Here is a 12,696-nt window from a genome sequence, read left to right on the forward strand (position 1 = left end):
AATCTTGCCTTTAATTCGATGGAATGTCTGTTGAACTTGGGTGCAGTAAATTCGTATTTGGACTTCCTGTGAACTTCGGCATCGTGGCTTCGCCCTGGGCACTGATGCCATCACGTACCAGCACCTTCTTCACAGTGAGAAAAATGATCTTCACATCGAGCCAGAAGGAACGGTGATCCACATACCAAACATCGAATGCAAACTTCTGCTCCCACGAAATCGCATTGCGCCCATTCACCTGCGCCCAACCCGTCACCCCAGGCCGCACCTCATGCCGCCGTGCCTGCTCAGGCGAATACAGCGGCAAATATTCCACCAGCAACGGACGAGGCCCCACCAGGCTCATCTCCCCCTTCAGCACATTCCATAACTCTGGCAACTCATCCAGACTGCTGGAACGCAGAAACTGACCAAAAGGCGTGAGCCGCTCGGCATCGGGCAACGGCTGCCCATCCGGCCCTATCGCATCCCTCATCGTGCGAAACTTGACCATCCGAAACGGCGTGCCATGCAAACCGGGCCGCACCTGCTGAAACAGCACAGGCGAGCCCATCGTGCGACGCACCTTCCATGCCACCAGCAGCAGCACGGGAGAAAGCAACAGCAGCCCCGCCGCCGCCGCCACAAAATCAAAACAACGTTTCAGCATTGCATGGTTCTCTCTGTACACGGCCACGCCACATAGTTCATTTAACAGGCCCTTTCATATTTTGAAAGGCTTACTACTCAATTCCCATTTCCTTCAACATCACCGCGTTCACCTTGTGTACATCGTATTTTTCTTCGGCAATCGCGCGTGAGCGTGCGCCCATGCGTTCGATCAGTTCTGGCTTCTCGATGAACTTCAGCATGGCGGCAGCCAGCGGCTCCACCGACTTGACCGGAACCAGAAAGCCATTGTCGCCATCCACCACTGTCTCGCGGCAGCCTGGCGCATCCGTGGTGATCACGGGGCGGCCCATCGCCATGGCCTCCAGAATGGTTCGGGGAGTTCCTTCCGGGTAGAAAGAAGGCAGTACAAAAACCGAGCATGCACCTAGTGCGTTTCTTACATCATCAAGGCGTCCAAAGTATTTAATTGTTCCTGATTCAATCCATTCATCCAGTTCCTCTTTGGTTATTGCACCAGGATTCTCATCAATCCAGCCAACGAGGCTGAATGTCACCTCTGGTCGAGACCTTTTTATTAGGTTTGCAGCCTCTACGTACAAGCGGACTCCTTTTGATCCAAGCAACCTGGCAATGAGCAAAAAATTGATTTTTTCAGGAAATGGTACTGGGGTGTATTGGTCAATCCTGACCCCTGATCCGTTAACAACAATCGAAGGATTTTTTTTCAGAAATTATCCGGTACTTCTTGAGTAATATTTCATCATCTGGATTTTGTAGAAAAATTTTGCTCGACAAAGAAATAGAAATTTTGTAAAGAATCCTTACTAATGAATTCAAAAAATCTGAAGCACCTTCCGAGAAAGCATGCCCCAATCCTGATATCAATGAAAATCTGGCAGGAACCCCTGCAAGTCTGGCTGCGATCATGCCATAAATCACAGGTTTTACTGTGTACGCGAAGACTATGTCTGGCTGCTCTTTTTTAATCAATCTGTATAAATGATAAAAACTGACAATATCCCTGATTGGATTCATTCCCGTTCTCTCCATCGGAAAATCAAATCCTTTAATGTTATTTTCGATCATGAAATTCACTATCAAATTATCTTCTTTTATTTTTGGTGCAGATAAACAAATTTCATGGCCTTTTTTTGCGACTGCCATGATCAAATCTCCGCGAAAGCGCAACAAAGATTCTGCATATCCGGAAATCATTAAAAACTTCATTTTCACAACTCAAAATTAATATTGCTTTTTTGATAACCAACGGGATTCTGCAACTGCCAACGCCAAGTATCCCGCATCATGTCATGAAGACCGTGCTGGGTCTTCCAGCCCAATTCCATATCGGCTTTGGTCGGGTCTGCCCAGCATTCGGCAATATCGCCTGGCCTGCGTTCTACCACTTCATAAGGAACAACACGGCCACTGACCTGCTCGAAAGCCCGTACCATCTCCAGTACGCTATAACCCTTGCCTGTGCCGAGATTCCAGATGCCCAGTCCGGCATGCTTCTGGATGTAGTTCAATGCCTTCAAGTGCCCATCGGCCAGATCCACCACATGAATATAATCCCTTACGCCGGTGCCATCCGGCGTAAGGTAATCCCCGCCAAACACCGAAAGCTTCTTCAATCGTCCCACCGCCACCTGGCTGATAAAAGGCAGCAGATTATTCGGAATACCATTCGGATCCTCACCAATCAAACCGCTTTCATGTGCTCCCACCGGGTTGAAATAGCGCAGCAATGCCACACACCAGCGCGCATCGCCAGCCGCCAGATCCGTCAGCATTTGCTCGACCATCCATTTGGAACGTCCGTAGGGATTGGTAGCCCCACCGACCGGCGCAGCCTCACTGATTGGCATCTGCTCAGGCACACCATATACCGTGGCTGAAGAACTGAACACGAGCCGAAATACCCCCGCTTGCGCCATTACCTTGCACAACTGCAACGTACCCGCCACATTGTTGTCGTAATACATCAATGGCTCACGCACACTCTCACCCACAGCCTTCAGCCCCGCAAAATGCAGCACCGCATTGATTGAATGATCAGCAAAAATGCGCGCCAGCAGGGTCGTATCGCGCACATCGCCCTCGATGAAATGCGGCGCACGCCCCGCCAACTGGGCCACACGCCGCAAGGACTCGGGCGAACTGTTGCTCAAATTGTCCAACACCAAAACTTCATGGCCTGCTTGCAGCAGGGCCAGTACGGTATGGGAGCCTATGTAGCCTGCGCCACCGGTTACCAACAAAGTCGAAACAGTAACCATCACAATTTCCCATCACGCCACAGCGTGTTATAACTCTCGAGCATTCTTGAAAGACTGAAATTCTCCTCTACGCGCTGCCTTGCCGCAGTACGGCGCAGTTGCCAGCCTTCCGCGTCATCCATTGCCCGCCTTGCTTGCAAGAGTGCATGGGCCAGTGCTGTGGCATCCTTGGGAGGAACAACCCAGCCGGTATCGCCCACAATCACTGCGGCATCGCCTACATCCGTTGTCACCACCGGGGTGCCACAAGCCATGGCTTCTGCCAATACGTTGGGGAAGGCCTCACTGCAACTTGAAAGCACATGTACGTCCAGCGCATTCATGACATCGGGAACATCTGTACGTTGCCCCAGCAGACGAACTTCATCGACCAAGTTCAAATCAATCATCCATTTTTTTAATTGGTCGTTGCTCGAATCCATCCCTCGCCCTACCAGTACGGCAAAAAACTCAATGCCTTGCTTTTTTATCTCTGCAAGCGCATGCAATAAATTGCCATGATCTTTTAACGGGTCAAAACGGCCGACCATTCCCAACAGCCACTGGTTTTCCGAAATCCCCCATTGTTCTCGCAAATGCCTGCGCGTTTGGAAATTCCAGGAAAAACGACTCAAATCATAACCGTTGGGAATGGCATACATCTTCTCCTCCGCATACCCCAAAGCCTGATGCACCTCCACTGATTTTTGCGCACAACACACAATCGCCGTTGGCACCAAACGGCTGATGCGCGCACAAACTTTGGCGACAAAAATGGTTGAACGCTTGGTGCTTTCAGGGGCCAGCGTTGTATGGTGAATACCCCAGAATATCTTTTTTACTCCAGCCAAACAGGCCACTACTCCGCCAATCAAATTGGCATGGTACATCCATGTTTGCACAACTGCCGGACGCTCTTTGTGCAACAATCGCCAAAGTTTCCATAGTCCAAGCAGCGTTACCTTGCCTTGCGGCATATTCAAGCAGGTGACTTGCACGCCAGCATTGCGCAATAACGGGCCATACTTTCCATTATTCATCATGGAGACAATATGATGAACATTTTCACGGTCGCTCGTAACCAAGCGATAGAGAACCGCTTCGGCTCCGCCATCGTTGAGGCCTGTGATGATATGAATAACTTTTTTCATCTTAATGAATTTTTTACAATCGAAGATCCTTTGCTTAAAGCAAAAATAATAATTAAGCAAACCAAGACTGAGAAGTTTGATGCGATGACGTGCGATGGGTGGGCATAAAATACTGCAAGGAAAGCAAGCCTAATTGAAAAGTAGGCCAGGAGCATAATTCCAAACACTCCACCTATTCCCTCACACATGGATTGGATGAATCTTATCAGTATACCGAACATTACGCCAACTATTGGAATTCCTGCAATGCTGAATTGCATAATTCCAAGCGTGATTAAATCGACTGGGATACTTCCAGTAACACCATAATTTCCTTTTTTTGCACCAGAAATAACCAATGTGTTTATCTCTGAAATATCATCGAACCAATTTTGCGTCCAAGATGAAGGAAGTAGATGTAGCGGTGAATATATAAAGTCAATAAAACCCCTGTATAGAAATTCATCTCTCTGAAATTGCGCAAAAAATCCAACAAATGGAAATGATATTTCTCTCGCAATAAAAAACGCGAAGCTATTTGCTCCTTTTAATTCTAGATAGTTACTGACTAGGTAGATGATATAAATTGCAAAAATAGAACCAAATAATGCAATCGATATGATTACGGGCGAGGAAATTTTTTTATTGAGGAGGTAGAAAATAAAAAATGTCGCCAGAAAAAAAACAAATCCAATGCGACCAAGCCAAGAATATAAGACATAAAGGGAAAACAGAAATGCCAGAAAGAACCCTAAGATAGTTAACCTTCTTTTCCATCCGCGATGCTGCGCATCATGCCATGCCGAAAAGAAAAGATAGGATGAGATGAGACTCAATCCTCCAAACGGCTGCAAGAAACTCCAGCTATTATTTATTTCAAAAATTCCTGATCTAATTGTTGCCGAATATTCAAGATAATCAATCCAGCCGCCATATGCTTGAACATAGAGGTATCTTAAAAAAATCCCTATTATCAAGATAATCCACGCATAAAAAGATAATTTTTTAGAACTTAAGGAAAAATTAATAAAAAAATACTTTTTTATATGATTCGAATATTTTCCAGCAACTTGCCATCCAAGAATTATTCCTGCCATCATAATAAATACCGCTACGCTATGAAGAATTAAATAATTTCTGCTATAAATTATCCAATTTTCACCTTCAATCCCTTCTGATCCAGAGAAAATTGAGTCGATAACTAGTGACCATCCCATTCCATATATGATGGCGATCGCAGAGAAAGTCCATGAAATCATTGGAGGGTAAGTGCACCCAGTGGCATATCGTCGCGCAAAAAATGCTGCAACAAAAAAAACAATTACCCCAGAGATTATTGAAATATCAACCATTTTCTATGAAATTTTTAGAGAGGTGTGCTTTAATTTATCAATTCATCATGGCTGACAAGTAGTTATCAACCGCAGCATCCACAGAAAAGAAACCGGCACGCTGCAATGATTTTTCCCCTGCTTCTGGCGTATGCAACATTCGTGCGATCGCAAGTGCCAGCGCATCGGCATCGCCAACTGACACCAACTCGCCCCATTTACCATCTTCCAGAATTTCAGCCGGCCCAGTGGGGCAGTTGGTGCTGACCACCGGCACACCACAAGCCATGGCCTGCACAAGGCTGTTGGGAAAGCCTTCATAACGCGAAGACATAACATATACCGTGCACGCCGCCATCCAGGCGAATGGGTTGTCCTGAAACCCAGGCATGGTCACACTGTCTTGCAAATTCAAGCGGGCAATGTGTGCTTGTAACGGCTCGCGCTGGCTGCCTTCGCCAAGAATCACCAAGCGGGCATTTTCACTTTCCCTCAGTTTGGCAAACGCCTGAAGCAAGGTCGGGTAGTCTTTTTGTGGTTCCAACCGCCCGACTGCCAGAATGACCGGCGGTTGTCCTGCTCCCAGCCACGGATGATTTGGGCGGATTTGTGCCTGTTGCTGTATGGCCTGCAAATCCACCGGATTGGGGATGCTGGTGATGGTGTGCATGGGCAAACCAAGCTGCGTGTTCATTTCCTGTGCAATTCCTCGGGAGACGGCAATCACGCCATCAGCCCAAGTGTAAAAAGTGCGCATCAACCACTTGAACAACTGCCCCTGTTTGCCTGTGGACAAACTTGAGAGGCTATTGCGCTCACTGACTACCAACCGGGTTTTTACACCCGCCAAGCGGCGGGCCAAGATTGCAATGATATTCGCATGATTTAGTGCCGAGAGCATGGCTTCTGGCCGTTCACGCCGCAGATAACGGACCAACGGCAACAAACTGGCCATGACACGTTTGCGGTTCAGGTTGACTATCCTCACTGCTGGCACAACTTCAGCCAGATACGGCCCTTCGGCTTGCACCAGCACCAAATCGACCTGATGCCCACGCGCAGCAAACCCATTGGCCAATGTCACCATGACCCGTTCGGCCCCGCCGCCGCGCAGAGATGGAAGATAAACAGCGATGTGCATTTATGACTGACCCAATATGTCTTGAATCATGAAGTCTTCTCCTCTGAAATAACCGCCATGCCATTTCAGGGAAGAATCCCAGTATCCTTTGCAAGGTAGATAACCTAGAGATGCAAAAGCATAACTCATTTCTACAATCAATGGTTTATTGTCCAGAAAAATAAAATCCAAAGCGACTGACTGCGATTTCATTTTTTTTGACACATCGAAAGCCAAAGAAATACATGATTCAGGTATTGAATCTGGATTATAGTCAATTTTCCCACTGCCGGATGCTCTGAAATCACTTTCCCTGACCATTCTTTTTATTCCGAAGGCTCGTGCGCCAATGATGATGACCCGAATATCGGAATCATTGCCAGGGATAAATTCCTGAAAGTAGGCATAATTTTTCTCTATCGGAAGCCGTTTGAGAGTTTCATTTCTTTTGAAGGCTCTGAATATTCCACGCGAGATATTAAAAAAAGATTTTGTGGTTTTGTCGCGCTTGAACTGCCACCATCGCTCCCCCAAAGCAGCCCAGCGCGAGACTGGTGGAAATCCTTTACCAAAGGCTTGTTCTATGAATTTTTCGGCATTTTTGTAATTCTTTGCCAGCCTTACGTTGGTGCTGCCTGCGCCACTGCGCAGTTTGAAAACCTTGGGATATGCCGTATTGGCAGCCCATGCCAAGGCTTCATTTTTATCCAGAAAGACATGGCTTGGAACATGGGGAATGTTCAACGCCTCCATCAGATATTTTTGGGAAACCTTGTCGTCAAAATGCCAACATGTTTCCGTGTTCGGAAAAACAGCAATTCCCATGCTTTCTATGGACTTGATGATTCCGCGCGCCACGAGCATGTCTTCCGCATAAGTCTGGCTCCAATTCCATAGAAGAATGGAGCAGCCGCTCAGTTGTTCAATGATGTTGGATTGATGGCAATTGACAATTTTGAATGGGACTCTTTTTTCCGTGCAATACTCTATCCAGCGGTCGCTGAAGCTGCCTTTTCTTTCGTGAATGGCTAAAATCATGAGTTTGCCTTTTTATGAATTTTGGATTTTCGATTTATATAAATCATGAGGTTAAATTATGGTTTCTTGTTTTTTCATGGCGATAAGCGGCATTTCCGATTAAAAGGATCAAGCCGATGTTTGAAAATAGACTAACCAAAGAAAATGCAGCCACAGCCGTGGCTGCATTTTCCTGATACCAGTAGATGGTCATTATGGAAAAAACTCTGAGTATGAGTATAAGAACATTTGTAATAAACAGCAGGTTTTGTGCTTCAATGACTGGAGCCAAGCGGACTGCTGGTACATTGGCAAGGGCAACCCCGATCCATAATGCCATCCATCTCGCATAATGTCCTGCCTCTCGCCATTCTTCCCCGAAAACAAAGGCGAAAACCCCAGGGGCAAACCAGGCGGCTGCCCCAATCACTGGGGCAAGCAGCATGAGTCCTGCGGTTGATCGCAAAAGAAGCGGAATGAGGGCTTTGCCTTGGCGATCCAGTTCTGCATAGCGGGCATATAGAACGTTGCCTACCGCCGAGCCGATGATGTTGCTCGGAAGATTCAAGACACTGCGCGTCAAGACATACAGACCGGCTGCTGCGGGTGAGAACAGCGAACCCAACATGATTACAGGAACCGATTGGGAGGCTGCATTCAGTACGTCTGTTGGCATGCGATAGCGGGGAAAGTCACGGTATCGCCGCAGTAAACGCACCGCTTCGCTTCGCTTGAGTAGAGATGAAGGGGACAGATGCTTGTGCAGGCCGCAACGCAGGATGAGTGCCTGGAGGGATGGTGCCAAGGTGGTAACAAGGACGAGCACACCCGCAACAGGGGAAGCCAGTCCACCTAATACCCGCGCCAGATTACTGAGAAAGGCTTGAATCACTGTTGTAACGCCGACCAGTCGAAAGGCATTCAACCGAGCTGCGTGGAAGTCGGCCACATCCTGCAAGGCGACACAGAACAGAGCCAGCGGCAGTAACCAAATGAGATTACCCAAAGCTTCTGCGCCGAGCAACCGTAGCACCGGTTGTTGCACCACCAGTAACAGCAGTCCTAACAGACTTGATATGACGAAGGCCACTAGCATGGACAGCCGTGCAATTTTTCCTGCATCGTCGTCGTCATCAGCGATGACGATGGCCATCGGGTATCGCAGTGCAACTAAAGGACTTAGGACGCTTATGAGCGATAAAAAAACTCCCTGCACACCAAAAATTTCAGGAGTGTAAATACGGGTGATAAGCGGGGAAAATGCAAAAACTATTGCCTGACCTGCGGCAGTGCCAGTAGCGACTGCCAGAATATTGCGGACAAGCGGAGATTTCCCTGATTTCTTCATGTGCGAATTAAAAGTTTATCGCAATAACCAATCGATCTGAAAATCACTGGTTGTAAAATCCACGGTACCAATCCACAAACCGCCCCACGCCTTGCCTGAAACTGGTTTCAGGGCAGTAGCCGGTCAGGCGTTGCAGCAAGCTCGCATCTGCCCAGGTGGCGGGCACGTCGCCGGGTTGCATGTCCATGTAGTTGCGTTTGGCTTTCTGACCGATATGGGCTTCGATGGCTTCGACAAAGTCCAGTAGGCGCACTTTATCCGAATTGCCGATGTTGATGATGCGGTAGGGAGCAACGGGGGAGAGGCTGTCGCCTTCGATGGCAGATGTGCGGCTTTCACCTGGTGCGGGCGGAGCCGTTTCCAGCAGCAGCAGAATGCCTCTGGCCAGGTCTTCCACGTAGGTGAAGTCGCGCCACATCTGGCCATGGTTGTAGATGTCGATGGGTTTGCCTTCGAGGATGTTCTTGGTGAACTTGAACAGTGCCATGTCGGGCCTTCCCCATGGCCCATACACCGTGAAGAAGCGGAACATGGTGGTCGGGACACCGTGCAGGTGGGCATAGGCGTGGGCCATGGCCTCGTTGGCTTTTTTGGTGGCTGCGTAGAACGACATCTGGGTGTCGGCCTTGTGCGTTTCGGCATAGGGCATGGTGTCGTTCGCACCGTAGATGGACGAGGTGGATGCCATCAAGAGATGTTTGACTTTTTGCTGCCGCGCACCTTCCATGATGTTGAAGGTGCCGATGACATTGGAATCGATATAGGCACGGGGGTTTTCAAGGCTATAGCGCACACCCGCTTGTGCAGCCAGGTGGATGATGCAGTCAAAACGGTGTTCGGCAAAGCATTTTTCCACAGCCTGCTGATCGGCAATGTCGTGGCGGTAGAAGGTGTATTCGGCCCCGCTTTGCTGCGCGGTGTCTTGCAGGATTTGCAGGCGCGCTTCTTTCAGGCGAGTGTCGTAATAGTCATTGACGTTGTCATAGCCGACCACGGAGTCGCCGCGTTCGAGCAGCAGTTTGGCGGTGTGGAAGCCAATGAACCCAGCATTGCCGGTAACCAGGATTTTCATCAGTCTGCTCCAAACAGATCACGGGTGTAAATTTTGTCCTGCACATCGGCCAGTTCGGCAGTGCTGCGGTTGGCCACAATCACATCGCTGACACGCTTGAATTCGGCCAAGTCTTTGATGACGGTGGAGCCAAAAAATGTATCTTCTGACAACACAGGCTCATACACCACCACCGGGATTCCCTTGGCCTTGATGCGCTTCATCACGCCCTGGATGGCAGAGGCGCGGAAGTTGTCAGAGCCGGCTTTCATGACCAGCCGGTAGATGCCCACGGTCTGGGGTTTGCGGGCAATGATGGAGTCGGCGATGAAGTCCTTGCGGGTGCTGTTGGAATCGACGATGGCGCGGATGAGGTTGCTGGGCACTTGCGCGTAGTTGGCCAGCAGTTGCTTGGTGTCCTTGGGCAGGCAGTAGCCGCCGTAGCCAAACGAGGGGTTGTTGTAGTGCTTGCCGATGCGCGGATCCAGCCCCACGCCTTCGATGATCTGGCGGGTGTCCAGGCCGTAGGTCTGGGCGTAGCTGTCGAGTTCGTTGAAGTAGGCCACGCGCATGGCCAGGTAGGTGTTGGCGAAGAGCTTGATGGCTTCAGCCTCGGTGGGGTTGGTGAACAGGGTGGGTACGTCCTGTTTGATGGCTCCTTGCAGCAGCAGGCTGGCAAAGTGACGGGCACGCTCGGAACATTCGCCCACGATGATGCGCGAGGGGTGCAGGTTGTCGTAGAGTGCCCTGCCCTCGCGCAGAAACTCCGGCGAGAACAGGATGTTGGTCGTGTTGAATTGCTTGCGCACGCTTTCGGTAAAGCCCACGGGAACGGTGGACTTGATGACCATCAGGGCATTCGGGTTGATGCGCTGCACCTGGGCAATGACGGCTTCGACGCTGCTGGTGTTGAAGTAGTTGGTCTTGGGGTCGTAGTCGGTGGGGGTGGCGATGATGACGATGTCGGCATCACGGTAGGCAGATTCGGCATCGAGGGTGGCGGTGAAATCCAGCGGTTTTTCCAGCAGATATTGCTGGATTTCGCGGTCTTCGATGGGAGATTGCTTCTGGTTGAGAAGTTCGACTTTGGCGGGCACGACGTCCACCGCAACGACCCGGTTGTGTTGCGCCAACAAGACTGCGTTGGACAGCCCCACATAACCCGTTCCTGCCACTGCGATTTGCATTCCGTTCCCTCAGTTGATTGCTCTGGTGTTGGCAATGATGAAAAAATTTTTCGTATTCTGTATTACTTTGATACCAGCGGGAGCATTTTTTGCAAGAAAGCCGATCTTTTTGCGAGAAGTCAAACCATTCGCTGAATGTCTGCACCGAGTTGGCGCAATTTGCCTTCGATGTGGTCGTAGCCCCGGTCGAGGTGGTGGAGGTGGTCGATGGTGGTTTCGCCTTCTGCCACCAGCCCGGCAATGACGAGGCAGGCCGAAGCTCTCAAGTCAGTGGAGCTGACGAGTGCGCCGCTGAGGGTGCTGCCGCCCTGCACGACGGCCACTTTGCCATCGGCCTGGATGTCGGCACCCAGGCGCAGCAGTTCATTGACGTGCATGAAGCGGTTCTCGAAGATGGTTTCGGTGATGGTGGCATTGCCCTGCGCCACGCAGTTGAGGGCCATGAACTGGGCCTGCATATCGGTAGGGAAACCGGGGTATTCGGTGGTGCGGAAGCTCTGTGCATGCAGTTGGCCCGATGCGGCACCGGGGCTGGTGATGCGGATGCCTTCGTCATGGTTTTCGATATGCACACCTGCCTGACGCAGTTTCTCCAGCACGGCACCCAGGTGTTTGGCGCGTGCACCGCGCAGGAATACATCGCCGCCGGTGGCAGCGACGGCACAGAGGAAGGTTCCCGCCTCGATGCGGTCGGCCACCACGGTATGGTCACAGCCGTGGAGTTTTTCCACGCCGTGGATGCGGATACGGCCTGTGCCGTGGCCTTCGATCTGCGCACCCATGGCAATGAGCATTTCGGCCAGGTCGGTGATTTCCGGCTCTTGCGCGGCATTGGCGAGGATGGTTTCGCCTTCGGCCAGGGTGGCAGCCATGAGCAGGTTTTCGGTGCCGGTGACGGTGACCATGTCGGTGGTGATGCGCGCACCCTTGAGGCGGGCCACGCCTCGCGGCAGGGTGGCAATGATGTTGCCATGCTCGACCACGGTTTCCGCGCCCATCGCTTGCAGGCCACGAATGTGCTGATCGACGGGACGCGAACCAATGGCACAACCGCCAGGCAAGGCCACCTTGGCATAGCCCAGCCGTGCCATCAGTGGCCCCAGTGCGAGGATGGAAGCACGCATGGAGCGCACGAGTTCGTAGGGGGCTTCCGGCTCGCCGAGGGTGGCGGCGTTGAGGTGGGCGGTGTGGTCGGCATCGTAGCGCGTCTGCACACCCATGTGACCCAGCAAGGCAAGCATGGTCTGCACGTCGTGCAGTTGCGGCACGTTGCGCAGCGTGACGGGTTCATCGGTGAGCAGCGCGGCGCACAGCAGCGGCAGGGCCGCATTCTTGGCACCGGAGATGGCGACTTCGCCTTGCAGGCGGTGGCCGCCACGAATAATGAGTTTTTCCATGTTTCGGTCCACACCCGGCATGGCGGGCGGCGTAGAGAGTAAGGCATTCGCCCATGCAGGCTGGGGAAGGAAGCAAGGCGTTATTCTTGCTTGACATCCTCCCCTGCCTAAAAGCAGGGGATTCCTCCAGCGAGACGGCAATGTCCTGCCGCGAGAATGTTCCGTGCTGCATTCACGTCGCGATCGTGTACCGCCCCGCAGTCGCTGCACGTCCATTCCCTTATTCCAAGACCTGCGATACCTTT

Annotated in this window: 13 protein-coding genes; all 13 read right to left on the bottom strand. The window is 51.0% G+C overall.

The features are described 5' to 3' along the window. Positions 1 to 10 precede the first annotated feature (10 nt). The gene (locus BUE21_RS08710) at positions 11 to 649 is read right to left on the bottom strand and encodes a sugar transferase (protein ID WP_073356297.1); all 639 of its coding nucleotides are present in this window, start codon (positions 647 to 649) and stop codon (positions 11 to 13) included. A gap of 73 nt (positions 650 to 722) precedes the next feature. Beyond that, positions 723 to 1,250 carry a glycosyltransferase gene (locus BUE21_RS14980; RefSeq protein WP_327068769.1) on the bottom strand — a complete coding sequence of 176 codons (528 nt, stop codon included), beginning with the start codon at positions 1,248 to 1,250 and terminating at the stop codon, positions 723 to 725. A gap of 61 nt (positions 1,251 to 1,311) precedes the next feature. Continuing rightward, positions 1,312 to 1,839, bottom strand: a complete 528-nt coding sequence (locus BUE21_RS14985) for a glycosyltransferase (RefSeq protein ID WP_234971094.1) — start codon at positions 1,837 to 1,839, stop codon at positions 1,312 to 1,314. Between the two features lie 2 nt (positions 1,840 to 1,841). After that, the gene (gene galE, locus BUE21_RS08720; protein WP_073356298.1) at positions 1,842 to 2,891 is read right to left on the bottom strand and encodes a UDP-glucose 4-epimerase GalE; all 1,050 of its coding nucleotides are present in this window, start codon (positions 2,889 to 2,891) and stop codon (positions 1,842 to 1,844) included. Continuing rightward, positions 2,891 to 4,021: a glycosyltransferase family 4 protein gene (locus BUE21_RS08725; RefSeq protein ID WP_073356299.1), complete on the bottom strand. Its 1,131-nt coding sequence runs from the start codon at positions 4,019 to 4,021 to the stop codon at positions 2,891 to 2,893. The genes galE and BUE21_RS08725 overlap by 1 nt, the downstream gene beginning before the upstream one ends. Then, positions 4,018 to 5,352 carry an O-antigen polymerase gene (locus BUE21_RS14500; protein WP_143164470.1) on the bottom strand — a complete coding sequence of 445 codons (1,335 nt, stop codon included), beginning with the start codon at positions 5,350 to 5,352 and terminating at the stop codon, positions 4,018 to 4,020. The genes BUE21_RS08725 and BUE21_RS14500 overlap by 4 nt, the downstream gene beginning before the upstream one ends. Positions 5,353 to 5,389: 37 nt before the next feature. Continuing rightward, complete coding sequence (locus tag BUE21_RS08730; RefSeq protein WP_073356300.1) at positions 5,390 to 6,472, bottom strand: glycosyltransferase; 1,083 nt, start codon at positions 6,470 to 6,472, stop codon at positions 5,390 to 5,392. Further along, complete coding sequence (locus tag BUE21_RS08735) at positions 6,473 to 7,489, bottom strand: ATP-grasp domain-containing protein (protein ID WP_073356301.1); 1,017 nt, start codon at positions 7,487 to 7,489, stop codon at positions 6,473 to 6,475. It lies immediately after the preceding gene. A 43-nt stretch (positions 7,490 to 7,532) separates the two neighbouring features. After that, positions 7,533 to 8,816: a lipopolysaccharide biosynthesis protein gene (locus BUE21_RS08740; protein WP_073356302.1), complete on the bottom strand. Its 1,284-nt coding sequence runs from the start codon at positions 8,814 to 8,816 to the stop codon at positions 7,533 to 7,535. 43 nt (positions 8,817 to 8,859) lie between these two features. Then, a complete protein-coding gene (locus tag BUE21_RS08745) occupies positions 8,860 to 9,888 on the bottom strand; it encodes an NAD-dependent epimerase (protein WP_073356303.1) in 1,029 nt (342 codons plus the stop codon). Continuing rightward, a complete protein-coding gene (locus BUE21_RS08750) occupies positions 9,888 to 11,054 on the bottom strand; it encodes a nucleotide sugar dehydrogenase (protein ID WP_073356304.1) in 1,167 nt (388 codons plus the stop codon). The genes BUE21_RS08745 and BUE21_RS08750 overlap by 1 nt, the downstream gene beginning before the upstream one ends. A 119-nt stretch (positions 11,055 to 11,173) precedes the next feature. Then, the gene (gene murA, locus BUE21_RS08755; RefSeq protein ID WP_073356305.1) at positions 11,174 to 12,451 is read right to left on the bottom strand and encodes a UDP-N-acetylglucosamine 1-carboxyvinyltransferase; all 1,278 of its coding nucleotides are present in this window, start codon (positions 12,449 to 12,451) and stop codon (positions 11,174 to 11,176) included. A gap of 107 nt (positions 12,452 to 12,558) precedes the next feature. Continuing rightward, the coding region (locus BUE21_RS08760) for a zinc ribbon domain-containing protein (RefSeq protein WP_143164471.1) at positions 12,559 to 12,696 on the bottom strand (138 nt) is incomplete at its 5' end.

This window comes from Lampropedia hyalina DSM 16112 (assembly GCF_900129055.1).
In the GTDB taxonomy this organism is placed as follows: Bacteria; Pseudomonadota; Gammaproteobacteria; order Burkholderiales; family Burkholderiaceae_C; genus Lampropedia; species Lampropedia hyalina.